Below are 24,418 nucleotides of genomic sequence, written 5' to 3'. Positions count from 1 at the left end.
ATTAGAAACCAAAAGCAGCTGCTATGAAAACGATCGGAATCCAAACACCTTGTTCTGAAGACTGGACCAAAATGACTCCTTCTGAAAAAGGGGCTTTCTGCCAGAAATGTGCCAAACACGTGCACGATTTCAGTAATAAATCCATAAACGAAATCAAATCAACCTTATTGGAATTAAGCAATCAGACCGTTTGCGTCCGCATGACTACCAGCCAGGAAGATGCGTTGAATGCAGAATTCAAAGCCTGGATTTCTCAGAAGAAACGCAATCCGCAACAATTGTTTATCGCGGCTTTACTGATCGTTTTCGGCCTGACATTATTCAGCTGCGAAGATGAAAGAGACCAGCAAAGAATCGAATCTGTGCAGCAAATTGCTTACAATATCGCTTCTGACCAGGCTGATAAAATGGAGCTTGCTCCGGTTACGGATTCTGTCATTGCTCTTCCGCCACCTCCGGAAATTTTGGTAGAAGAAAATTACATTATGGGTGCTTACGAAGTGTCGTTTGTACAGGCACCACCACCTGAACCCGAAGTAGAAATCGAGCCGGAAATCATGGTCGGTGGGATCGGTCCTGTCTATTACGGGACTTTCCTGGAAGAAACGACAACAAATGTGGAACTGGACGAAAACGGCGATCCTTATCCAACCGAATTCAAGGCCCTTGCGTTCCCGAATCCTGCGGTAGAAACCACCACGCTGGAAATCCAGGCTCCTGAAAAAGAACGCATGGATATTCGACTATACGATGCAAGCGGGAAGTTTATCCGCGAAATCCATTCCGGCAAGATTGCCCGGGGAACATTCCGTCAGGTAATTGATCTGAACGACTTGAACAGCGGCTTATACCTCATCATTATCCAGTCGAAAGCATTCAGGGAAACGGTACGCGTGGTGAAAAACGGATAAAAGCAAACGGCCGGACCACTTACAATAATCCGACCGCTCGCTGCTACCTAACCGTTATACTTAAACTAAAGTGGGAAATCGAGTCATAGCTTTAGTCTTTTAATTGAAAATAATTAGTGCAGGCTGTAAAAAACATTGGTGGAGTACCAGCCATCAGATCCTCTGCTCACACCATCCCAATCGCCGGTTGCAGGCATAGAAACACTTCCGTCACCATTGGAATCCCCACCATGTGCATCGTCTCTGGAAGAAGTGAATACGGCAGAAGGATCAATCGTAAAATTGGCTGCGCTTGATCCGGAGATTCCTCCACCGGAACTGAATTTCAGAGTTACCCCCGCTCCTATCACAAGCAGTTCACTTCCGTTAGAACTCAGGTAATTATTTCCGCCTACATTTAGCACATAAGGTACTTCTGTTTCGGAATAAATAACCGTTGTGTTGAGCATTCCGGAACCATAAACCGCAATACCGTTGTATTTATTGGTTTCACTTGTATTGTCGGGATTGTGATAACTGTTACTTGCATCCAATGCGTAATAACCTTTTACTAAAATCGGAATTGCATTATCATAAAAAACATTGTTCGTTACAATACTCACGGAAGGATCCTTCATTTCAGCTCCGTCAAAAGCAGCAGTGTAATAGTTGGTACCGCCATAAGTATGAGCGAAAGTACAATGATCGAAAGTGAAATCGTGAATATTCCCGGTACCTGAATCGGCTCTTACAACACGTCCGCCACCATCTCCTCCTCCATAGAAGAATTTGCAATACCTGAAAAGTGAACCATGCTGGTCGCCTCTCATATTGATGTATCCCCAATCTCCTTTACTTGCTGTAGTGGCAGTGCCATCTCCGTTATTATCCCCGCAATAATTATCATCTTTCCAGGAAGTAAAAATGATCGGATTGCTTGCAGAAGCATCCGCAGTTACTTTCGCATACACCTGCAAGCCGGCAACGGGCTTGAATTTCACGATCACGCCTGGTTCAATCATCAAAGGAGCATCGATATCAATCCAGGTGGTTACGACATATACGTTCCCGGAAGTCCAGGTTGTAGGATTGGAAATCGTATTGCTCACTTCAATCACGTTACAATTAGTCGGCGTCGGAGTTGGGTTTTGCGGAGTTTCCTCCGGCTCCGGGTTATTCTTTTTACAGGAAACAAACACCAACATCAGTGGCAAAACCGCCCACTTCACTACTCTCATCTTTCTCTTCATAAACTTTGTTTTGAGCAAAATTAGATGGTGAATAAGCACCTGTCAATCAACCGTTAGGTTCATTTTGAAGAGTTTAAAAAGTTTCAATGGGTTCAAATAGTTCAAAAGTTCTAACCAAAATTTTATCCCGATAACTATCGAAATCTGAACTTTTAAACGTTTGAACTTTTTGAACGTTTAACCTTTCCCGTACAGTTTATTCACCGCTTCGGTTTTGTTCTGGACCTGCAATTTTTCGTAGATGTGGTTCAGGTGGCGTTTTACCGTACTTAAAGTGATATTCAGTTTGTCGGCAATCTCCTTGTAAAGGTATCCTTTGCTCAGTAAATCGAGGACTTCCCGTTCCCTCTTGGAAATCAGCTGCAGCACCGGGTTTTCCGTTTTGCTGAACGACTGCAATACTTTCCTGGCTATTTTGGGCGACATGGGACTTCCGCCTTCATGCAATTCGAGGATTGCCTCCACAATTTTCTCGGGTACAGTGTTTTTAAGAATATAACCGGTTGCCCCTGCTTTCAAAGCTTCGAAAACCTGGTCGTTGTCCTCATAAATGGTAAACATGATGAATTGAATGGCCGGATTCATGTTCTTCAGTTCGAGGACACATTCAATACCATTCTTTCCGGGCAAATTGATATCGGTAATGACTACATCCGGAGTTAATCTAGGTATCCATTCAATGGCTTCTTCTGCTGTTTCGAACGAACGAATCCAATGCAGCCGGTCATCGCTTTCTATCACAGAACGCAACCCCTGTTGTATATCGACAATATCTTCTATGATGCAAATACCAATCATCGGTTACAAATTACGCACTTTGCTCTTTAAAGAACAATGAAACAAACGGTTGATTTTTGCTAATTATTAATTATCAAGACTAGCTCTTTGAATTTTTAAAGTGGTATTTCAAAAAACAATTCCACTCCGTTTTCATGATTCTTCAATTCCATGCGGCCTTTTAAACGGCGTGTCCGCTCCTGCATGGTCTTCATTCCATTTCCGCTCCTGTTCCTTTCTGCTTCCGGTTTTAACCCTAAGCCATAATCCCTGATCCGTATTTGCAATTGCTGGTTCACCCGGATCTGAATAAACACGCGCTCTGTATTTGCATGTTTGACAATGTTGTGCAGTGCTTCTTTAAAGATCAAAAACACCTGTCGACGGATCTCACCCGAAATCTGGCGGTCCTCTTCAAATTCATCCGCTTCCATTTGAACAGCGATCTGGCTGGTCTCAAAATATTCCATCGCGTAGCGGCGCAGGTAGCTCATCAAATCAGCAAGCGAATCGTTTTCCACTTTCATGGCCCAAATCAATTCGCTCATGTTTTTCACCAATTCAACGGAAGTTTCGTTAATGCGATCCAGTTCCGCACGGTTTTCGGCCTTCCGGATGGCTTCTTTGCTCAGGTACGAAATTTTGGTGAGTCCGCTACCCAGGTCGTCGTGCATGTCATAAGCAATGCGGTCCCGTTCATTCTGTACAGCGCGCTGCCGTTCCAATATCGCACGTTGCTTTTCGATCTTACGCTGAAAATAAATGCGTGTTATCAGAAAGATGATACCTGCACTTAACAGGATAACGATCAATTTGAACCACCAGGAACGGAACCAGGGAGTTGCAATCTCAAAACGGACCGGGTCCTGCAGGTAAATCCATTTTTTGGTTCCCGGGATTTTGGCCCGAAGATGAAACCGGTATATTCCGGAAGGTAAAGACGGGAAAATAACACTGGAATGTGTTCCCAGGGAAATCCATTTGCCATCCGATCCTTCCAGCAAATAACTGTACTCGATCTGCTCCTTTCCCAAAGGATTCAGGGTAGAAAACGTAAATTGAACGGTATTTTGATCGGGACGAAAATCATATGCATTGTCCTGTTCTAGTGGTTGTTTTTCGTTCGATACGAGGAATTCATCCAGGAAGATCTGCAAATTGCGGTTTTCTGTTTTCAATAGGTTATCCGGGAAAAAACGCAGTAAATAGTTGTCCGAGGCAATCCACAACATGCCGTTTTTGGGATCAAACCAGGAACTTTGGTCAAAATGTTCAGACGGAAAGCCATTCGCCAACCCGAAATACTGTACGGTTTTTCGATCTGCACCAAGACAGGCCAGCCCTTTCTTTGTACCGACCCACAACCGCTGCTGATCATCAAAGACCAGGTTGTAAACGAAATTGGACGTAATTCCTTCCTTCTTCCCGTAAAAGGTTGTTTTCTGCGACTGAATGTTGTAGCACACCAATCCTGTCCCTTCAAATCCGAGCCAAATATTTCCCTTCTTGTCGGCAGCCAGGCACTGAATAATACTTTGATGCTGTTTTTCGAAAATTTTCGCAAAGTCTATTTCTTCGAACCGGTCACTTGCTTTGATCCAATGCGTGACTACCTGTGTTTTATTGCTGGAAAACCAGAGATCCCCATTCGGCGCTTCCGACCAATTCGTAAAATAAGATCCTGAAAATGATTTTTTATCCCGCGAAAAATGAACTGCTTTTTGACTTACCGGATCATACCTGACCAAACCTCCACCGGAATTCCCACTGAACCACCAAGCTCCGCCCGTGCTGCGGAATCCCAGGCAAACCAATTCCGATTGTTTAAAATAGGGCTTTAAAAAGTTTAAATCCTTTACCTGGTTTGTCTTGAGATTCACCACTTTCAAAACCGTGCCTCTTCCACCATTAATAACCTGATCACCATTCCTGAATGCAAACCAATAGTGCAATGCTTTTTCGTGATAAGGTTCAAAGCGATTGGTTTTCTCTGAAAGCCGGAAAACCCCGGAACCGTATTTAACCGCAAGCAATTCATGATCCGATATGCGGCACATATTCATAAACGGTTCATCCGGACTGGTTTTAAAATCCCATTCATCGATCAGGATGCTGTTTTTGTTCATCACACTGATTCCTTTGTAGGTTGTGGCCCACAAGTTTTGGTAACGGTCCAAAAACAAACCGGTAACCAATCCGCTTGCAATGGAAAACGGGACCAACGGATCGTGTTTAAATACAGTTGCCTGCCGCGAAACAAGGTTTAGATGAGCAACCCCCTGGTTTCCGCAAACCCAAACCATGTGTTGATTATTTCCATCCGGGATCATTTGTTTCAGCAAACCACACAAATCTCTCTGCAGCACACCGGATTCCCAGTGGAACATGACTTTCCCCTGATAATCGGTTTCTATCATTCCTTTGAAGAAATTGAGGAAATAGATCCGTTTCCGGTAGCGGTCCACGTACAAAATCTCGTACCCGGTATTGAATAAACCGTCTTGCGGTAATTCGGGTTTAAAAGGCTCAAACTTCCGGGATTTAAAGTCAAACAGGAAAAATTCTTTGGTAGATGACACCAGGAACCTGGAATCATCAAGCATCTGCATCCGGATTTCAAAATGTTTCTTTTTTAAGGGCGGAACAATAGATTCAATTATCTTCAACGAACCATCGAGAACAAAAAGGGTGTCTGTTGAAGAAACCAGGTAGCGGTTACCCGGTATCCGTTCGATATTGAGGCTATAACGGTTCTTCAAACTTTCTACCGGCGTAAACTTTTGTGATATGCAATTCAATATAAAAGCTTGTCCGTTCCCCAAAGTAACCAACAGGCGATTCGGTGATACTTCGAAGAAAACCCGCGAGTTATCCAGCACTTGTTTTTCCCCGAGCATTTCACTCGGATAGTAAGACTTGAAGTTCGTTCCGTCGAAACGGCTGATACCTCCCTGGGTTGAAATCCAGTAAAATCCGCGGCTGTCCTGGACAATGCCACTGCAGATCGCTTCGCACAACCCGTCTTTCACTCCGTAATTCATGAACTGACCGTTGCCTGGTTGCCCGAAAGCACCAAACGAAAGCCATAAGACGATTGAGAATATCCACCCGGGCGGACTAAAAATATATTGATTGAACAGCAAACCGCAGCTTTGATTGAGAATCAAAACTACGGTTTTAAGATTAAGTATCAAATAGTTCAATAGGTTTAAACGGGTTCAAAGTTTAAACAATTGAACTCTTAAACTTTTTAAACGCTCTCTAATCATTGCTCCTGGTGAGTTCCCGGTCTTTTTCATCCCGCAGGATCAAACGCAACGAAGTATCTCCGGTAATATATCTCCACGCCCAATTGAAAAATACGGCGATCTTGTTTCGAATACTCAGGATCAGCATCAGGTGAAGCACCATCCAAACCATCCAGGCAAAGTATCCCTGGAATTTGAAATTCGGCAATTCTACTACAGCTTTGTGTTTTCCGACCGTTGCCATTGTTCCCTTGTCTTTGTACTCAAACGGAGTCATCTTTCCTCCGGACCAGCGTGCACGAAAGTTATTAGCCAATGTTTTCCCCTGATTGATCGCTACATTCGCTAATTGTGGATGCCCTTGCGGATATTTCTCCGTTTCCATGTAGGAAATATCTCCAATAGCATAAACATTGTCGTAACCTTTAATCAATGAGTGTCTGTCGACAGTATAACGCGCTCTGACCATCGTTGCCTTTTCCAGTCCCGGAATCACATTTCCCTGCACTCCTGCCGCCCAAATAACCGTTTGAGTCGGGATTATTTCTCCGGATTTCAAGGTCAGATTATGGCCATCATAGGAAGAAACAACGGTTGATGTTCTTACTTCCACTCCCATTTTCTCCAAATATTTCCGGGACCATGTCCGGGATTTATCGCTCATTGCGTTCAGGGTATTCGGGCTTCCTTCCAGCAAAGTGATCTTCAGTTTGGAAAAATCATAATGCGGGTAATCGTGCGGAAGAACTTTGGATTTCATTTCTGCAAAAGCCCCGGAAAGTTCCACACCTGTTGGGCCTGCCCCCACAATTACCAGGTTCATCAATTCGTCTTTTTCCTTCTGGGTATTCACAAACATGATCTTTTCAAACTTGGCAAGGATGGTATTCCGAATATGGATTGTTTGCTGGGTTGTTTTCATGGCCAGCGTATTTTTCTCCAATTCCGGATCCCCGAAAAAGTTGGTTCTGCAACCTGTTGCGATAATCAGTTCATCGTAGGGAATTTCGCCCATCGAGGTTTCGATGATATTCTCTTCCGGACGGATCCGTTTTACGGTTGCATACCTGAAATCAACATTTTTCCTTCGTTTGAAAATGGCCCTGAACGGGAAGGAAATATTGGAAGGTTCCAGGCGTGCGCTTGCCACCTGGTAAAACAAAGGTTGAAACATGTGGTGGTTCTGTTTATCCACCAGGACTATTTCACAATCGGACTTAGCCAATTTACGGGCGAGATTTAATCCCGCAAAGCCACCACCTATGATGACTACTTTTTTTCGTTCCATGCCTATGAATTTAAGCATTAATGCCCGAAAAAGGATTACATTTTCTACTGTTTTTGTATGGAAAAAAACATTTTTTATGAGTCGGGGTTGAGAACTATTTCAGCTTGAAAAGACGCAGTTGCAAGTCCTTGAATTTCATTGCTTTCTCTCCCATTAAGAAACTGCATTTCACCGAATCTATTTCGCTCCATTTGCGATCCGGAATAACATCGATGCTGATATTCTGCCAGGTTTTTACCCGGGGAAACCGCCATCCGGCCAACATGTCCTTTTCCATTACCAAATTGCCATTCTTAAAGTATTGCGTTCTCACAAACGGGTTCTCTTCCCCGGAATTCAAATACCCCTGGAATGTAATCCGTAATCCGGCAAAAGCGTTCGAATCTTTTACCTGCACATGTTTAACAGCAACGGCTCTCTCAGGAACGAATTGTTTCCCGTTATATCCGTAAATTTTCCCGGGAACAAGCTTCCTGTCTCCTTCGTAAAAATCAACCGGGCTTCCGACTTGTACTTTTTTTGCCGGTAAAGTGTCTACATCCGAATAGAATGCAAAATTGAACCTCGAATCCGTTTGCATAAACGTCTCTTTCCACATTCCATAATTCACGTAATCGTAATGAATGATGTCTTTTTTCCGTTGGAACTCATAAGTCTGATACACCCATACAAAACCTGCGACCAAAATAAGGATGAGCATCCGTCCCCAGGTTTTCGCATGATGTGCCAGAAAGGCAACCGGGATGATCCAGATTCCACAAAAGTCCACGATCGGGCGGAATCCAAACGAACCGCCGTACCACCAGCACCACCAGGATGATAATACATAAGTTGACAACAAGATAAACAGCAGGATTCCGGCAAACATTCTCCTTTTTTTAAAGAACATCCATACCAATCCCGGTATCAGTAACAACATGACGGGGCCGTAAATAAAAATTCCCCTGCGGAAACCGAACAGTATTTCCAGGAAATACGGATCATTCCAGTTTGTGAATCCTTCGTCGGAGTAAGCATTCAACCCGATCTTTCCCATTTGCAGGTAGAAGAACCACATTTGAATAATAACGGGGATCACGAACAACAGCAGCATCACCAGCAGGTGTTTCCATGCTTTGAAAAGCCCGGCCATTCTGCCGGCGAACTCTTTATTGGAAGAAAATAAAAACGGGATCAGGACAAGGATTAATGCATTTGTGGGGCGAATCATCAAACAAAGTCCCAGCAAAAAACCGAAAAACCATAAATTCTTCGTTTTATTTTCCTGTATCCATTTCACTCCCTGCAGCAGGCATACATTGACGATCGAAAAACAGAAAATGTGTGAATAAGGAATTTCCGCGTAAACATAATAGCTGAAATTGGTTCCCAATGCAACAGAAAGTACGGCAATGTAACATCCGAAATAACCTATTTTCAAACGCCTCAACAGCAAGAATAAGGCTATGAGCCCGATCATGGCATAAAATCCCATTCCGATGTTCAGCCAGAAAATATACGGCCAGGTGTATCCGTCGGTATCTACACCAATGATATGTGCATGTGCGTGCCCGATCAGGAAAAATGGTGTCAGGCATTGAGCGGTTCCTGTGAAATACTTGTCGTGGTATGTTCCGTCTTCATTTCTTTCAACGCCATCCTCAAATCCGGCTTTCGGATATTTATCGCGGATACTGTCGTGGAACGCGAAATTGTTTCCTTCATAAATAAACCATTCGGGCAGGAATGCATAGTATCCGGCAGCATCCGAAGAAATTGGTATGACTTGTTTGGCTACCGTTTTCGTCCAGCCGTATCTCCTGTCTGATTTCGTTCCGAATAAATAGGTCAATGAGAGGAACAACAGGAAAATCATCCATCTCTTAGCCAGGATTTTTTCTAAACCTTGCGTCATTTAGTGATAGGCTTTTTGGATAAACAGGTAATCAAGGATAACGAGTGCAGCCATGGTTTCCACGATGGGAACTGCTCTTGGGACCACACATGGATCGTGACGGCCTTTTCCACTCAGGGAAACAGGTTCAAAGGATTCGTTGATCGTTTCCTGCGTTTGCATAATCGTTGCTACCGGTTTAAATGCAACCCGGAAGTCGATCGGCATGCCGTTGGAAATTCCTCCCTGAATACCGCCGGAATGATTGGTTTTTGTTTTTCCGTCGGTCGTAAATAGATCATTGTGCTCAGAACCCTTCATGGTTACCGAACCGAAGCCGGAACCAATCTCAAAACCTTTTACGGCATTGATGGAAAGCATTGCTTTTCCCAATTCTGCATGCAATTTATCAAAAACGGGCTCTCCAAGTCCGGCAGGAACTCCTTCTATGACACAGCGGATACGTCCTCCGATGGTATCACCTTCTTTCCGTACCTCGCGAATCAATGCTTCCATTTGTTCTGCCAACTCTAACGAAGGAACGCGCACAACGGTTGATTCACTGATATCTTTCAATTCCGGATTCCAGGTTCCGGTCCACTCCAACGGACCAATTTTATCCACAAAAGCATCGATCCGAATTCCTTCGTGTGCCAATACCTGTTTGGCAATTGCACCTGCAACTACCCTTGAAACGGTTTCCCGCGCTGAGGAACGTCCACCACCGCGGTAATCGCGAATGCCGTATTTCTGCTGGTACGTAAAATCTGCATGTGAAGGCCTGAATGCTTTCTCCAATTCGTTGTAATCAGCCGATCTCTGATCTTCGTTTTCAACCAGGAAACCAATGGGAGTTCCCAGGGTTTTTCCTTCGAAAATCCCGGAGAGAAAACGCACTTTATCAGACTCTTTTCGTTGCGTAACAATTGCCGATTGTCCTGGCCTTCTACGGTCGAGTTCTTTTTGAATGGCCTCCAAATCAATTAAAAATCCGGCAGGAATTCCTTCCAGAATACCTCCGACAGCTACGCCGTGAGATTCCCCGAAGGTGCTTAAGCGAATAATGTTTCCAAAACTTGAACCTGCCATGCCTTTAATTCAATGATACTCCCAAAAATAATCAAAAGAGAGGACGCGATGCATCTGGTCTCTTCCTTTTGTTTCTAATTCTAAACTTTTTTCAATTTGAAAATACGTTATTCATTTTGAAACAAAGCAGTAACCGCGCATTATTATTTATCAATAGAATTGTTTTTTTGCTTCCCTCGATTTTAAAGGCATTTTCATTTTTTTAACAGGCTTATCGGGTGGAATTGGCAAAGCACTTGACTATTTCCCGGTACGAATCAAAAACACTTAGTCATGAAAAATTCAATGAAATTCGCAGCCCGCATATTGATGCTTTGTTTCGCTTTAAGCATGACAGGGAACTCGTATGCGCATCCCGGGCATCCACCGAAAAAACACCGGTATTATTATTACCCGAGACAAAACGTTTATTACGATCCCGTTGAAAGTGTTTACTTCGTTTGGGACCATAATTACTGGAAACCTGTACCGCATTATTATTGGTCAGCCAGTTATTTTACCTATTCCGATTCTCCACGCATTGAAATGTGGATAGCATCGGAACACCCTTATTATTACAATGTAGAGCATCGAAGAGCTTATGTGGAATACCGCGCTCCTGCGCCGCCACCGGCACGTGCAGTAAGAGTTTATGCAGAAAGCAGACCTAAACCGAATGTTAGTTTTCATGTAGAAATTAATTCTGCACCGCATCCGCGACCGGTTTATATCGAAAGAAGACCCGTTTATGTGGAAAGACCGGTTTACGTAGAAGAACGCACAGTAATAGTGAAAGAACGTGGTCGTGGCCCTCATCACGGACCCGGACCTAGTCATCATCCGGGTCACGGAAGAGGTCACGGACACCATTAAAAGAAAAACGTCAGTTCAGGCTGACGTTTTTTTTTATTTACAAATTGTTTCCTCGGTTACTTTCAGGATTTCCCTTACTTCTTCCAGAGTCGGTGCTTCTGCGTAAGTTCTCAAAACCGGTTCTGTTCCGGATGCGCGGATCATCATCCAGCGGTTATCGTCGAAAAAGAATTTCCATCCGTCGATCGTGCCCACTTCACTTACCGTATATTTTCCGAATTGCTTGTATTCGTTATTACTGCATTTTGCAACGATGGCCTGCTTTTTCTCTTCCGTCAAATGCAAATCATTCCGTTCGAATTTAAACGCACCGACGATCGCATACACTTCTTCGATCAGTTGATCGAGAGTTTTACCCGATTTTGCCATGTATTCCCAAATGATCAGTCCCATCCAGATCCCGTCGCGCTCAGGAATATGTCCTTTCACAGCAATACCCCCGGATTCTTCTCCACCGATCAATACATCTTCATCGACCATGATACCGGCTATGTATTTGAAACCGATTTTAACCACTTCGTAATCCAAACCGTAATGTTCCGCCAATTTTTTCACGCGTGGTGTGGTACTGAATGCCGTAACGACTTTTCCGCTCATTCCTTTGTTGCTCACCAAATAATGCAAAAGCAACAAAATGATGTGGTGAGAATCGATGAATTCACCTTTCCCATTGTAAAGCCCGATACGGTCTGCATCTCCATCCGTTGCCAGTGCACAGTGAATATTTCCTTTGGAGATGATATAACGCTCCAGTTCCTGCAGGTTTTTCTGGATCGGCTCAGGAGCCTGTCCCATGAAAGAAGGATTGTAATCGCAATGCAGCAATTGAACATCCGGAAGAATACGTCTGATCACATTTTGTCCTGCACCGTACATCGCATCGTATACGAGGTTCAACCCTGATTTGCGGATTGCCTCCAAATCGAAGTTCTTTTCAATATGCTGTATATAGCGTGTTTCAAAATCTACGATTTCCAGTTTTCCGGATTTCTCAAACTGGCTCAAATCAACCGATTTGTAATCAAACGGAAGGGATTCCGGGATAATATCTTCGATTTCCTGCACCAACTCAGGCGTTAACGGCCCGCCGTAATGTGCTTTCAACTTGTAGCCGTTGTATGACGGCGGATTGTGGCTTGCAGTCAGAATAACTCCCAAACCGCAGCCCAATTGGTTTGCAGCCAGAGAAATCATCGGTGTGGAAACAAATCCTTTCGACATCAATACCTCAATTCCTTCGTGCAAAAGCACTTTAGCAACAGTTTCAGCAAAAAGCTCTCCTGCGAAACGGCAATCGTGACCCAATGCGATTTTTGAGTTCCAGTCAGATTTCTTCAACCACTGTGCTGTTGCATAGGCTACTCTTGCGACGTTTTCTACTGTAAATTCATCTGCGATGATTGCTCTCCAACCATCTGTTCCAAATTTTATTTTTGTTGCCAAATCGATTCTGTTTTTGTTGCTTCAAATATAGTTAATGCGATGTTTCCAATGAGAAATCAGGCGTTAGAATTCAATTAAAAGATTACTAAATCGATTATTCCTTCGTCCAGATTCGTGTATTCAGATTCAAATCTTCAATGATACCTGTCATCAGTTTCATCATGTTTATGATAATCCGGTAATCTTCTTCTTTCAGCAAAGAACCGAAAACGGATGGTTCGAACAGGTCCATGTTGTTGAAAACAGCGATAAAAACCTGGTTGTTGCGAAAAGAAATCGCAACTTTGAAATTGATTCGTTTGGTCATATCCAGCAATCTTTCCATCATGGAAGGTGTCAGGATATAGCGGCATTCCTGTTCGTCGGTGCTGTAAACGGCAAATTTCTTCTCGAATTCCGGGTTTTCCAATTTCACGAGGTTTCCCGGACGGCTTGGATTCCATTGCTGGAATTTACGACCCAATTTCCCCAAATAACGCTCCATGGTATCCACATCGATCATGGTTTCACCCTGGAAATTCTTATGAAAATCACTCACAAAGAACATTCCTTTGAAGATGGTGTGCCAATGTTCCTGGCGGTTTCCTTTACTATCCGTTGAAACAGTTTTGTATTCCGTGTGGATTTCCCCGAATGCAAAATCGGTCAGGTCGAACTTACCGGAAATCGTATCTTCTGCCTTATAACGGTCGTAACGTTGTGTAAATATCCGGCTTTCGGCATATTCGGACATCAATCCCCTGTTCGGATCGTATTGCAGGCGTTCATCTACGAATTTTACAACTGCAGGAATCACTTTGCCCTTGAATTGATTCTTAAAATTCTTGTAGAATCTCTGGTGTCTGACAATCATAATAACCAAACCCGCCAGGAAAACCACAACGGCTGCCACCAGATAAGGAACCGGATTCATTCTTCCGATCGTGAGCCATGCAGCACATACGGCCCCAAGTGCTCCTAAAAAAATGAAAAAGCCCGTCCAGAAACGTTTCACATATGCTTTTCTTTCTGCTTCCAGAACTCCTAAATCTCCGGCAATCATATCCGCCTGAAGTTGTGCAAAATTAATTTCCATGATTTAGTCGTTGAATTTCAGGTATTCTTTTTTGCTCATATTGTTGCGCTTCGCAATTACCGATGACGGAAACTGCAATACGGCGTTATTGAAGATCTCGATAGACATATTATACGTCCTTCTCGAAGCCGCCAATTGCTCTTCCATTTCGTTCATACTTCTTTGCAGCATGATGAATTGCTCGCTTGCCTTTAAATCCGGGTAAGCTTCCGCTTTGATTAAAAACTGGCTGAACTGGTTCTGCAATTCGTGGTTTCCCTGCGCCAATGCTTCCGTATCACGGGAACCTGATCTAAGAGCAGTCAATTTTTCCAGGAGTTCTTTTTCGTGAGTCATGTATCCGCTCACGCAGGAAGTCAGCTGAGGGATCAGGTCGAAGCGTTTTTTCAACATGACGTCCACAGATGCAAAGGCATTTTCAACCTGGTTTTCTTTGGCAACCAGTCCGTTTTTGATAACTATGACAGCGATCAAAGGGATCAGAATAAGGACAGCAACTAAAATAATGATCAATAGCATATAGGTAATTTTTTGCCGAAGATAATCAGACTGCTAAAAACTGACCGAAATTTCACCTATTTTTTGAACCCGGCAGTTATTTTATTTCTTTCTTATAACTACCTTACTTCTTCCTTAGCAAGGATCCTGATATTAAAACGCAATCATATGATCAAAGAGACCAGTGATTTTACAGATAAGCTAACCAACTCAGGAACGGAACAGGCCATTTTTCACACCCTTTTCCATCCCCTGGAACAGCCGGTAAAAGCTACCATTCTTGTCTTGCACGGCATGCAGGAACACAGCGGGCGTTATGCAGAATTTGCGCGCTTCCTGGCTGCAAACGGATATGCAGTTCTTACTTACGATCATGCAGGTCATGGCAAAACGGCTGTCCTGAAATCCGATCACGGTTTTTTCCATGCAACCAGAGCTGCCAAACGCGTGGTAGACGATGCTGAAAAGATGGACGGTTTCCTGGAAAAGAAATTTCGGGGAGTCCCGCATTTTGTGCTCGGGCATTCGATGGGTTCTTTCATTACGCGCTGTTTGCTGCAACAGGCACATCACCGTTTTGACGGCGCTGTTGTGGTGGGAACAGGTGGAAAACAAGCCATTGCACCGTTTGCCCGGTTTGTATTCTCCATCCTGAATACGCTTGCACCACAAAAAAGAAGCGGAAGATTGAACCGTTTTTTCAGCAACCTGAATAATAAGCGGTTCAAAAACGAATCGGCAGAAACAAGGTGGCTAAGCGTGAACAAAGCAAACCAACAGGCTTTCATAGAAGATGAATTGTGCGGTATTCCCTTTACCAATAACGGTTTTCATACGTTGCTTGACCTGAACATCCGATCGACCAAAAAAGACTGGGCGGAAAATATTTCCAGAGAACTTCCATTCCTGTTTGTAAGCGGCGCCGAAGATCCGATCGGAGATTTCGGGAAAGGAGTTACAACAACCGTTAAGAATATGGAAGCAGATGGTTTTTCAAATGTCGGGGTGTTTTTGTACCCTAAAATGCGTCATGAAATCTTAAATGAGGAAGTAAGAGAACAAGTATTTGACGACATCCGGAATTGGATAGATAAACGGTGTTCGGTCAACTAAAAAATCCCTCCACTTGAGTGAAAGGATTTTAGAGCTTCATTTCAGGAATTATTCAATGAATCAGTCCTCTTATTTTTTGAAATTCAGGATTGTTTTTTCAATGATGGCAACACATCCCATCAGTTGTTGTTCAGTCATCACCAACGGTGGTGCAAATCGAATGATGTTTCCGTGAGTAGGTTTTGCCAGAAGGCCATTATTCTTCAATTCCACACACAAGTTCCAGGCTGTTTTACTTTGCTCGGTGTCGTTTACGATAATTGCATTCAGCAATCCTTTTCCGCGTACTTTCACGATCAAATCGGTTTGTTCAATAATACGGTTCATTTCCGCACGGAACAGTTTCCCCAATCTTTCGGCATTTTCTGCCAGTTTCTCGTCTTTTACCACTTCCAGAGCCGCAATAGCAACTTTCGCAGCCAACGGGTTTCCTCCAAAAGTAGAACCGTGTTGTCCGGGCTTGATCACCATCATAATCTCATCGTTTGCAAAAACTGCTGAAACCGGGTAAACTCCGCCGGAAATTGCCTTACCAAGAATTAAAATGTCCGGTTTTACATTTTCATGATCAACCGCCAATAATTTCCCGGTACGTGCAATTCCTGTCTGAACCTCATCGGCAATAAACAGAACGTTATTCTTCGAACAAATTTCTTTTGCCCCGGCCAGGTAACCGTCATCCGGAACATATACTCCGGCTTCTCCCTGAATCGGTTCAACCAGGAACCCGATAACATTCGGTTGTTTTGCCGCTTCTGCCAATGCATCCAAATCATTGTACGGAATGCGGATAAACCCCGGTGTAAACGGACCGAAATTGGTATTTGCATCCGGATCGCTGGAGAATGAAACAATGGTTGTGGTTCTTCCGTGGAAGTTTTGCTCACACACAATGATCTGCGCCTGGTTTTCAGCAACCCCTTTCTTTTCATATCCCCATTTGCGGGCAATTTTAATCGCTGTTTCAACTGCTTCAGCACCGGTATTCATCGGAAGTACCTTATCGAAGCCGAAGTACTCAGCTACGAATTTTTCGTAAACTCCCAAAGTGTCGTTATAGAAAGCGCGGGAAGTTAAAGTCAGGGTTTGCGCCTGGTCTGTCAATGCTTTTACAATTTTCGGGTGACAATGTCCCTGGTTCACTGCTGAATAAGCAGACAGGAAGTCGAAATACTTTTTCCCTTCCACATCCCAAACATATACTCCTTCTCCTTTAGCAAGTACAACCGGAAGCGGGTGATAATTGTGCGCTCCATAGCGATCTTCCAATTGCATCAATTCTTCCGATGACAATTTGTCCAGTGTTTCCATAATAATCTTTTTTTAAGCTACTATCACTCGTCGCGGAGAGCAATCATCCTTTCCTCATTTGCGGTCGCAGGAGAGAAATCATCCCTGGGAGCAGCAAAGATAAATAATTATTCAGGTTAAAAAAAGCGTTTTTTGCATCGGAATCTGCGCTATCCATTGACCTGTCAATCAATTAATCCGGAACCAACGCTTTTATTTCGTAGCTTTGCATTGAATTTTAAATACGTGCCGTTTGAAAAAAGTTCAATTTTCCAAGCCTCAGGGCGAATTCTTCTGTACCCTAAGGAAATCTGTCCAGAATTACTTTGATGAAAATCAATTGGAAACTTCCGGAAACTGGAAACTCTATCTAAAAGCCTTTATCATCATTACTTTTTATATTGCTATCTATTGTACTGTCATGCTGCTTCCGATCCCCGGATACCTGGCTTTGATCTTGTCCGGATTGTTGGGATTTGTGCAGGCTTTGGTCGGTTTCAATATCATGCATGATGCTTGTCACGAGGCTTTTTCAAAAAAGAAAAGCGTGAATTATTTCTTCGGATTGTCAATGAACGCATTGGGAAGCGATTCCTTTATGTGGCGCCAGAAACACAACCTGGTTCACCACACATATACCAATATCGACGGAATTGATGACGATATTGCTAAAACTCCATTCCTGAGAATGAGCGAATCCCAGCCACGTTTCAAGGCTCACCGTTTTCAACATATCTATTTGCCGTTCTTATACAGTATTTCTACTATTTACTGGGTTTTAGTAAAGGATTTCGAAGATTACATCTTAGGTTCCCGTTTCAACGTGGAAGTTTGCCGCATGAAACCGTTTGATCACGTAATGTTCTGGGTGACGCGTGTCGTTTATTTCGGATTGTATTTGGTACTTCCTTCATTCGTTTGGGGAATCGGCTGGACCATTCTTGGATTTACGGTGATGCATGCGATGCTCGGTTTAACGATGTCTTTCGTATTCCAGTTGGCACACGTGGTTGAAAACGTGGAGTTTGAACATTGTCACTGCAAAGAACTGGTGGTTGAGAACGAATGGGCCGTGCATCAACTGGCTACAACAAGCGATTTTGCGGTTGACAGCAAAATTGTAAGCTGGTTTGTCGGTGGATTGAATTACCAGGTCGAACATCATTTATTCCCGCGCATTTCCCACATTCATTATCCGGCTATTCAAAAGATCGTGGCTAAAACCTGTGAAGAATTCGGGGTGAATTACTATTCATATCCGAGCGCCGGGCAGGCATTGGCCTCTCATTTCAGGCATATGAAGCGTTTGGGCAAGAAATGTGCGCTTCAGTTGCAGGTGGAGAAGTAAGAACGTTCAAAGAGTTCAAAAAAGAGAGTTCAAATGGTTCAATTTGAACATTTGAATCTGCCACGTCAGAAACAGTTAGAACTATTCCACTGCTGAAATCCAGGGTGTTTGAAAATACTGCTTCCCGAACCACAATTCGAAAGCGGGATCTAAAAACTCGTAAATCCCCGATTCATCTTTGATAATCATATCGCGTCCTTCGAGGATAGAGCGGTTTTTGGAAACATTCCGCGGAGTTCCCAATGCGTAGTTTCGCATCACCGCCGATGCAGTGAGTTGTTTTTCTTTCTGATAAATTGCTTTCAGTAAATTGATCTGTGTGGTACTCATTCCTTCAATTTCGCGCTGGTACAAGGGTTGATTCGCGAAGATCAATTCCGTTAAGGCGTGTTGGATGATTTGTTTGTCGACCGGCTCTCCTCCCCGGTTTTGGTTCCAGACATAATGGGATAATTGCTGAACATACCAGGAATGGTTTTTCATCAGGCGGGGAACCATGGTGGCAATTTCTTTCGGGATCTGTTTCCCTGACTTCCGGAAACTCGATTGGATAAACTTCACCCAGGCTTCTTCTTTGATTTTCGGAAGCAACATTAAATCGCCAAAACGGTAAAAGGGCTTAGACGGATTGTTGAAAATGGCTTCAAGCATGTGGCGTTTACTGCCAAATAAACAGTAAGAAACCAGTTTTTGGCGCTGCCAGATTGCACGCATTTTCTTTTCCAGCGGTTCGTATTCGACAAGATTGGTAAGATTTTGGAATTCATCGAGGCAAATTACCATCCGGATTCCTTTTTCGGTTGCAATGCGTTCGGGCAAATTCAGTATTTCATCCGCAAACTCCCGAACTTTCTCCTGCTCGTACTTGATCGTAAAATCCAGGTGCGGATTCACTCCAACATGAACAGTAGGAACCAGCTGCGCTAAAAAGGTTTTCGTGTCGCGTACCCAATCTTCCCATTTGGTAGAAGTTGCTTTGATAACCTCCCGGGTGAACAATTCAAAGAAATCCACTTCACTATTGACTGTAAAGAGATCCAGCAAGACCGTTTTACACTTCTTATCCGATTTATTGATATCGATCAACACCCGTTCTACAAGCGAAGATTTACCCCAGCGACGTGGTGAGATCAAAATGGTGTTGATTCCTCCCAACAGGTTCTGTTTCAACCGGTGCGCTTCGTTTTCCCGGTTCGTATACGCTTCCGTGCTTACAGTATTACCAAAAATAAAGGGTGAATAGAGTTCTTGCATGGTGTGTCAATTTATACTTAAATATACGGCTTTTACCGGATAAAAGAAAGATAACAACACGCTATTTATACCACCAGGTATTATACCAACTAGTATAATACCTGGTGGTACAATTTAATTTATTTCAAATGTAGTAGGGGTGAAAAATTTTCACCCCTACTATTAAATTTATTTAAAACAATGTCGGTTCGGGATCATCCGGATCTTTGGTCATATCCCATTCGATCGTCGGGCTTTCCCCATCCGTATTTTCGGTATCTCCATCGGAATCTTCCGAATTGTCGATTTCCAGTTCCAGCGGTTCTTCATCCGGCCACGGTTCTGATCCTTCGATCTCATGTGTCAGAACGACTTCTTTCACTTTCAACTTTGTCAGCTGGTTGCCCTGTGCCTTCATTCCTTTTACGTCAATGAAATCTGCCAAAGCAACTTCATTGTCCGGAAGGTTTTTCGTTTCTTTCAGTAACTTGTTATAAACGATACGAACAACCGGCCTGTAGGCTGTGGAAACACAATCCAGGTACGAGCCTTCGGATTCCGAAATGTAGGAAACGCGTTTATCGGAAGTGATTTCACAGGTAAAACGTTTCACATAGTGCAGATCTTTGTCTCCGTCGTAGTAAACCGCTGAAATCGGTCTTTCCGGAACCCACTTTTCAATGTGGATCATATCTTCATCGTAGTGAGTTGCCAAATCGAATGTAGACAAGCGGTAATCCCCGTTTTTATACAAGGTCAAAATACGGTCTTCTCCTTTGAAAGAGCCCAGGAATTTTCCTCTTCCTTCGTCGTTCAAACGTCCTACAACGGTATCGTACCAAATCTTACGCGCAGCAAGCGTAGAACCTCCGACCTCTTTTTGGGTAATCTTTTGTACGATCTCTTTCGTTACGCGATTTCCGGCAGATTGGCGGCCTTTGATCAATAAATCGCCTAAATCCACATCCCAGCGCAGGCGTTTTAAATGCGGACGCGGACGAAGCATTACCGTAACCACTTCCCGCTCTCCGTTCGGGTGAACCGAGAAGTACAACAGTTTCGATCCTTTGATTCCACGTGTCAGATCGTATTCCGTATCCCGTGTTACCGAGTTCACGAAGAAACGTTTCATCATCGTAGCGCCACCGGCACCATCCTGGTACATGACGTGGTAAATCGTGCGTTTATCGCCTTTCTTCCAGACATCCGCATGAACAATTCCCTTCCCTACGAATTTTTTCTCGGCAACTTTGGTCACAATAAATTTACCGGTATCGAAGAAGACGATGATATCGTCAATCTCAGAACAATCGTTGACTGCTTCGGTCTTTTTCAAGCCCCAACCAATGAATCCTTCTTCAACATCGACATATAATTTGCGGTTGGCAATAATAACTTTCGTAGCAGCAATGTTGTCGAACACTTTCATTTCAGTACGACGTTCCTTCCCGGCCCCGAAGCGTTTTTTCAGATCTTTGAAGTACTCGATGGCATATTCCACCAGGTTTGCCAAATTCTTTTTAACCTCTTCCATTTCAGCTTCCAGCTTCGCGATCAGTTCATCGGCTTTATCCGAATCGAAGCGCGTGATGCGGATCATTGGAATTTGGGTCAAACGTTGTAAATCTTCGTCTACAATTTCGCGGATAAACTGTTTCTTAAACTTTTCGAAACGCTTATACATGTACTGGAATAAGTTTTCCTTGTCGGAGTACAACTTAAAGTCGATGTACATTTCTTCGCGGATGAAGATCTTCTCCAACGTGGAAAAATGCCATTGTGCTTCCAGTTCCGACAAACGGATCTCCAATTCTCTTTTCAGGAGCTGAAGCGTGTTGTCTGTATTTACTTTCAGAATTTCCGACACGCCCATAAATCGAGGAGTATCTCCGTCAATCACGGAAGCATTCGGTGAAATGGAAACTTCACAATCCGTAAAGGCGTACAAAGCATCGATAGTTTTATCCGGAGAAACACCCGGAGCCAGATGGATCACAATTTCAGCTTCTGCAGCCGTATTGTCTTCGATTTTTTTGACTTTAATCTTCCCCTTATCGTTTGCTTTGATGATACTTTCAATCAACGAACTGGTTGTACATCCGAAAGGAATCTCATTGATCGTCAGGGTTTTATTATCAACCTTTTTAATCTTTGCGCGAACACGTACTTTTCCACCTCTTAACCCGTCGTTGTAATTGGTGAAATCCGCCATTCCTCCGTTGAGGAAGTCCGGGAAGATCTCTACTTTTTTACCCCGCAAATGGTTGATCGACTGTTCGATCAGTTCATTGAAATTGTGAGGAAGGATTTTACAAGCCATTCCCACTGCAATTCCTTCTGCTCCCTGAGCCAAAAGAATCGGGAATTTTACCGGTAAATTGTCCGGTTCTTTGTTCCGTCCGTCGTAGCTTAACAACCAGTTGGTGGTTTTCGGATTGAATACCACATGGTTGGCAAACTTGGAAAGCCGTGCTTCGATGTAACGCGGAGCAGCCGCACCGTCACCGGTCAGTGTATTTCCCCAGTTTCCCTGGCAATCGATCAATAATTCTTTTTGTCCGAGTTGAACCAATGCATCACCGATAGAAGCATCTCCATGCGGGTGATACTTCATGGTGTTCCCGATCACGTTCGCTACCTTGTTGTAACGTCCGTCATCCAATTCCTTCATGGAATGCAAAATTCTTCGCTGAACCGGTTTAAAACCATCGTGCAGGGAAGGAACTGCACGCTCCAGGATTACATAAGATGCATAATCCAGGAACCAATTCTCATACAAACCACTTAGCGGAATGATATTTTCGTCCGTATGTTTGTGATCATCCGTCCCAAAAGAAGATTCTTCTTCTCCTCCTTCTTCGTTATTCAGATCATCGTTTTCCGGATCTACCGGTCCAATTTCGTCTTCACTCATTGTCGTTCTTCGTTATTAAGTTTGAACTTCAATTTTTCTTTTTCGATTTCATCAATCAATTCCTCTTCCGTTGGTAAATATGGAAGGTATTTTGTAGCAAACAGTTGTTCATGTGACCAGTTCAATTTGGCAGACAGTGTTTTCCATTTTTCACTTCAGGGATATCAAATAAAACTGCCGAAAATTCGGATATTCCTTTCCGAAAACCCTCTTTATATCCTGGATATACTGCATCAACTACTCTTAAGAAGCTTTTTCTATTTCTGTATTTTCTTCTCCTGAATCGGGAGTATCCAACTCCACACTCTTCTCATCGTCTTTCTCTACGCGTAGGTTCTCTATGATGAAATCCTGGCGTTCCGGGGTGTTTTTCCCCATGAAATAGGACAAAATGGAATCAATGGAAGCATTTTTTGTAAGGATAACCGGTTCCAGGCGAATATCGTCACCGATAAAGTGCTTGAACTCATCCGGGGAAATTTCTCCCAATCCCTTAAATCGTGTGATCTCCGGATTTTTTCCCAATTCTGCAATGGCTGCTCTCCGTTCTTCTTCCGAGTAACAGTAAATGGTCTTTTTCTTGTTTCGAACACGGAACAATGGCGTTTGAAGCACGTAAACGTGATTTCGCTTCACCAGGTCCGGGAAGAATTGCAGGAAGAAGGTCAATAACAGCAAACGGATGTGCATTCCATCGACATCGGCATCGGTTGCGATCACAATGTTGTTGTAACGCAGGTTATCCATGTCTTCTTCGATATCCAAAGCTGCCTGAACGAGGTTAAATTCTTCGTTTTCGTATACCACTTTCTTCGTCAGTCCGTAACAGTTCAAAGGCTTTCCACGCAATGAGAACACCGCCTGCGTATTGACGTCCCGCGATTTCGTAATCGACCCGCTCGCCGAATCTCCCTCGGTAATGAACAAGGTTGTCAACTCGCGTTTATCGTCTTTCAAATCGGTTAAGTGAACCCGGCAGTCGCGCAGTTTCTTATTGTGCAAACTGGCTTTCTTCGCCCTGTCGCGCGCCAGCTTACGAATTCCGGAGAGTTCTTTCCGTTCGCGCTCGGATTGCTTGATTTTCTTTTCCAGGGTGTCTGCCACATCCGGGTGACGGTGCAGGTAATTGTCGAGTTTATCTTTCAGGAAGTCGTTAATGAACGCCCGCATGGATTTTCCTTCCGGCTCGATTTCCTGTGAACCCAATTTCGTTTTGGTCTGGGATTCAAAAACCGGCTCGATTACTTTCACTGCAATTGCAGCTACAATCGACTGGCGAATATCCGAAGCATCGTAATCTTTTTTGTAGAAATCACGGATTACTTTCGCAATCGATTCGCGGAATGCGCTTTGGTGCGTTCCACCCTGAGTTGTATGCTGGCCGTTCACGAAGGAATAGTAATCTTCCCCGTAAGTTTTCCCGTGTGTAAATGCCACCTCGATGTCTTCGCCTTCCAAATGAATGATCGGGTAAAGCGGATCTCCGTCCATGTTGTCTTCCAGCAAATCTTTCAATCCATCTTTCGACTGGTACTTCTCCCCGTTGAAGTAGATCGCCAGTCCACGGTTCAGGTAACAGTAATTCCAGAACATCTTGATCAGGTAAGGCATTTTGAATGCAAACTTTTTGAAGATCGATTCATCCGGGATAAACTCAAAGTATGTCCCATTTGCCTCGGTTGTTTTTTCCAATTTTGAATCCTCAACCAATTCCCCTCTCGAAAAAGTAGCCTGTTTCTTCTCACCATCCCGCACCGAATAAACCATGAAATGATCACTCAATGCGTTTACCGCTTTTGTTCCCACTCCGTTCAGTCCGACAGATTTCTTAAAGGCTTTGGAATCGTATTTCCCCCCGGTATTGATCTGAGAAACACAATCAATTACCTTTCCCAGGGGAATTCCACGTCCGTAATCACGGACAGAAACTTTCCCGTCCTTCACCTTGATGTCGATACGTTTTCCATTTCCCATGACAAATTCATCAATGGAATTGTCGACAATCTCCTTCACCAAAATATAGATCCCGTCATCGGCAGAAGAACCATCTCCCAACTTCCCGATGTACATACCAGGTCGCAGGCGAATATGCTCCTTCCAGTCCAGAGATCGTATATTGTCTTCAGTATATTGATTTTCAGCCATAATAACGGATTCTTTGCGAAGTATCAAAGATAGTCACGAAAAGGCTTGTTTAAACCATGATTTGTTACGAGTTATGAACGATGAAAGGTTAA

17 protein-coding genes are annotated in these 24,418 nt (G+C 43.6%); 4 read left to right on the top strand and 13 right to left on the bottom strand.

The genetic code is table 11. The features are described from left to right. The first annotated feature begins 23 nt into the window (after positions 1-23). Positions 24-911 carry a T9SS type A sorting domain-containing protein gene (locus ABDW02_RS03975; RefSeq protein WP_343632320.1) on the top strand — a complete coding sequence of 296 codons (888 nt, stop codon included), beginning with the start codon at positions 24-26 and terminating at the stop codon, positions 909-911. Between the two features lie 113 nt (positions 912-1,024). Here the strand turns inward: ABDW02_RS03975 and ABDW02_RS03970 are convergent, their stop codons facing one another. From ABDW02_RS03970 to aroC, 6 genes are all read right to left on the bottom strand, one after another. Beyond that, a complete protein-coding gene (locus tag ABDW02_RS03970; RefSeq protein ID WP_343632318.1) occupies positions 1,025-2,140 on the bottom strand; it encodes a hypothetical protein in 1,116 nt (371 codons plus the stop codon). A 177-nt stretch (positions 2,141-2,317) separates the two neighbouring features. Further along, positions 2,318-2,938: a response regulator transcription factor gene (locus ABDW02_RS03965; RefSeq protein WP_343632316.1), complete on the bottom strand. Its 621-nt coding sequence runs from the start codon at positions 2,936-2,938 to the stop codon at positions 2,318-2,320. Between the two features lie 95 nt (positions 2,939-3,033). Beyond that, a complete protein-coding gene (locus ABDW02_RS03960; protein WP_343632314.1) occupies positions 3,034-6,084 on the bottom strand; it encodes a two-component regulator propeller domain-containing protein in 3,051 nt (1,016 codons plus the stop codon). Between the two features lie 94 nt (positions 6,085-6,178). Beyond that, positions 6,179-7,453: an NAD(P)/FAD-dependent oxidoreductase gene (locus ABDW02_RS03955; RefSeq protein WP_343632312.1), complete on the bottom strand. Its 1,275-nt coding sequence runs from the start codon at positions 7,451-7,453 to the stop codon at positions 6,179-6,181. Between the two features lie 94 nt (positions 7,454-7,547). Continuing rightward, on the bottom strand, positions 7,548-9,347 hold the full coding sequence (locus ABDW02_RS03950; RefSeq protein ID WP_343632310.1) for a hypothetical protein: 1,800 nt from the start codon (positions 9,345-9,347) through the stop codon (positions 7,548-7,550). Further along, positions 9,348-10,415: a chorismate synthase gene (aroC, locus tag ABDW02_RS03945; protein WP_343632308.1), complete on the bottom strand. Its 1,068-nt coding sequence runs from the start codon at positions 10,413-10,415 to the stop codon at positions 9,348-9,350. A gap of 273 nt (positions 10,416-10,688) precedes the next feature. Here aroC and ABDW02_RS03940 point away from each other — a divergent pair, with 273 nt between their 5' ends. Further along, on the top strand, positions 10,689-11,267 hold the full coding sequence (locus tag ABDW02_RS03940) for a hypothetical protein (protein WP_343632306.1): 579 nt from the start codon (positions 10,689-10,691) through the stop codon (positions 11,265-11,267). Positions 11,268-11,300: 33 nt separating this feature from the next. Here the strand turns inward: ABDW02_RS03940 and ABDW02_RS03935 are convergent, their stop codons facing one another. The 3 genes from ABDW02_RS03935 to ABDW02_RS03925 all read right to left on the bottom strand — a co-directional run bounded on the left by ABDW02_RS03935 (position 11,301) and on the right by ABDW02_RS03925 (position 14,304). After that, positions 11,301-12,710, bottom strand: coding sequence for a phosphoglucomutase/phosphomannomutase family protein (locus ABDW02_RS03935; RefSeq protein ID WP_343632304.1), 1,410 nt, complete (start codon positions 12,708-12,710; stop codon positions 11,301-11,303). A 94-nt stretch (positions 12,711-12,804) separates the two neighbouring features. Further along, on the bottom strand, positions 12,805-13,785 hold the full coding sequence (locus ABDW02_RS03930; RefSeq protein ID WP_343632302.1) for a DUF3137 domain-containing protein: 981 nt from the start codon (positions 13,783-13,785) through the stop codon (positions 12,805-12,807). Positions 13,786-13,788: 3 nt separating this feature from the next. Continuing rightward, on the bottom strand, positions 13,789-14,304 hold the full coding sequence (locus ABDW02_RS03925) for a LemA family protein (protein ID WP_343632300.1): 516 nt from the start codon (positions 14,302-14,304) through the stop codon (positions 13,789-13,791). 147 nt (positions 14,305-14,451) lie between these two features. On the opposite strand from ABDW02_RS03925, the gene ABDW02_RS03920 reads away from it, so the two are divergent. Continuing rightward, complete coding sequence (locus ABDW02_RS03920; RefSeq protein WP_343632298.1) at positions 14,452-15,396, top strand: alpha/beta hydrolase; 945 nt, start codon at positions 14,452-14,454, stop codon at positions 15,394-15,396. A gap of 69 nt (positions 15,397-15,465) precedes the next feature. Here the strand turns inward: ABDW02_RS03920 and rocD are convergent, their stop codons facing one another. Beyond that, a complete protein-coding gene (gene rocD, locus ABDW02_RS03915) occupies positions 15,466-16,707 on the bottom strand; it encodes an ornithine--oxo-acid transaminase (protein ID WP_343632296.1) in 1,242 nt (413 codons plus the stop codon). A gap of 232 nt (positions 16,708-16,939) precedes the next feature. Between rocD and ABDW02_RS03910 the strand changes: the two genes are divergently transcribed. Beyond that, positions 16,940-18,034, top strand: a complete 1,095-nt coding sequence (locus ABDW02_RS03910; RefSeq protein ID WP_343632294.1) for an acyl-CoA desaturase — start codon at positions 16,940-16,942, stop codon at positions 18,032-18,034. 81 nt (positions 18,035-18,115) lie between these two features. On the opposite strand, the gene ABDW02_RS03905 is transcribed toward ABDW02_RS03910, so the two are convergent. From ABDW02_RS03905 to ABDW02_RS03895, 3 genes are all read right to left on the bottom strand, one after another. Next, on the bottom strand, positions 18,116-19,288 hold the full coding sequence (locus ABDW02_RS03905) for an ATP-binding protein (RefSeq protein ID WP_343632292.1): 1,173 nt from the start codon (positions 19,286-19,288) through the stop codon (positions 18,116-18,118). Between the two features lie 172 nt (positions 19,289-19,460). Continuing rightward, complete coding sequence (locus tag ABDW02_RS03900; protein ID WP_343632290.1) at positions 19,461-22,181, bottom strand: DNA gyrase/topoisomerase IV subunit A; 2,721 nt, start codon at positions 22,179-22,181, stop codon at positions 19,461-19,463. Positions 22,182-22,424: 243 nt separating this feature from the next. Beyond that, entirely contained in the window at positions 22,425-24,326 is a 1,902-nt protein-coding gene (locus ABDW02_RS03895; RefSeq protein ID WP_343632287.1) for a DNA topoisomerase IV subunit B, read from the bottom strand. Between the last annotated feature and the right edge of the window lie 92 nt (positions 24,327-24,418).

This window comes from Fluviicola sp., assembly GCF_039596395.1.
Classification (GTDB): Bacteria; Bacteroidota; Bacteroidia; order Flavobacteriales_D; family Crocinitomicaceae; genus Fluviicola.
Note: the sequence above shows the minus strand (reverse complement) of the source record. Positions and strands in the feature narration are given on the sequence as shown.

Coding starts and splice junctions, on each gene's coding strand:
- ABDW02_RS03930 (WP_343632302.1), bottom strand. CDS start 13,785: ATGGAAATTAATTTTGCACAACTTCAGGCGGATATGATTGCCGGAGAT.
- ABDW02_RS03895 (WP_343632287.1), bottom strand. CDS start 24,326: ATGGCTGAAAATCAATATACTGAAGACAATATACGATCTCTGGACTGG.
- ABDW02_RS03920 (WP_343632298.1), top strand. CDS start 14,452: ATGATCAAAGAGACCAGTGATTTTACAGATAAGCTAACCAACTCAGGA.
- ABDW02_RS03940 (WP_343632306.1), top strand. CDS start 10,689: ATGAAAAATTCAATGAAATTCGCAGCCCGCATATTGATGCTTTGTTTC.
- ABDW02_RS03905 (WP_343632292.1), bottom strand. CDS start 19,288: ATGCAAGAACTCTATTCACCCTTTATTTTTGGTAATACTGTAAGCACG.
- ABDW02_RS03900 (WP_343632290.1), bottom strand. CDS start 22,181: ATGAGTGAAGACGAAATTGGACCGGTAGATCCGGAAAACGATGATCTG.
- ABDW02_RS03975 (WP_343632320.1), top strand. CDS start 24: ATGAAAACGATCGGAATCCAAACACCTTGTTCTGAAGACTGGACCAAA.
- ABDW02_RS03965 (WP_343632316.1), bottom strand. CDS start 2,938: ATGATTGGTATTTGCATCATAGAAGATATTGTCGATATACAACAGGGG.
- ABDW02_RS03925 (WP_343632300.1), bottom strand. CDS start 14,304: ATGCTATTGATCATTATTTTAGTTGCTGTCCTTATTCTGATCCCTTTG.
- ABDW02_RS03970 (WP_343632318.1), bottom strand. CDS start 2,140: ATGAAGAGAAAGATGAGAGTAGTGAAGTGGGCGGTTTTGCCACTGATG.
- aroC (WP_343632308.1), bottom strand. CDS start 10,415: ATGGCAGGTTCAAGTTTTGGAAACATTATTCGCTTAAGCACCTTCGGG.
- rocD (WP_343632296.1), bottom strand. CDS start 16,707: ATGGAAACACTGGACAAATTGTCATCGGAAGAATTGATGCAATTGGAA.
- ABDW02_RS03950 (WP_343632310.1), bottom strand. CDS start 9,347: ATGACGCAAGGTTTAGAAAAAATCCTGGCTAAGAGATGGATGATTTTC.
- ABDW02_RS03955 (WP_343632312.1), bottom strand. CDS start 7,453: ATGGAACGAAAAAAAGTAGTCATCATAGGTGGTGGCTTTGCGGGATTA.